1 pseudogene is annotated in these 230 nt (G+C 75.2%); it reads right to left on the bottom strand.

What is annotated here, in order from left to right:
- Nucleotides 1-230, bottom strand: a pseudogene (locus GT354_RS36110) (hypothetical protein); the annotation flags it as partial.

Genomic DNA, 230 nt, shown 5'->3' with positions numbered 1-230 from the left:
GTCGCCGCGCCACAACTCGGCGACCTCGTCACCGGCGCCCGCCAGGTCGATGACCGCGCTCTGTTCCGCGGCCGGCAGCGGAACGGGCCAGGACACTCCGGGTTTCCCCACGATCTCCTGTGCCCGCGCCAACGTCACCCTCGCGACGATCGTCTGCCCGGCCTGCTCCCGCTCCCGTGCGACGGCGGCCGGCCACCGGGCCTCGTCCTCGGCCCGGGCCGCCTCCAGAA

Origin of the sequence: Streptomyces sp. SID3343, assembly GCF_009865215.1 — a bacterium.
Lineage (GTDB): Bacteria > Actinomycetota > Actinomycetes > Streptomycetales > Streptomycetaceae > Embleya.
The sequence above is the reverse complement of the archived record's forward strand: the minus strand, read 5'-3'. Positions and strand labels throughout refer to the sequence as shown.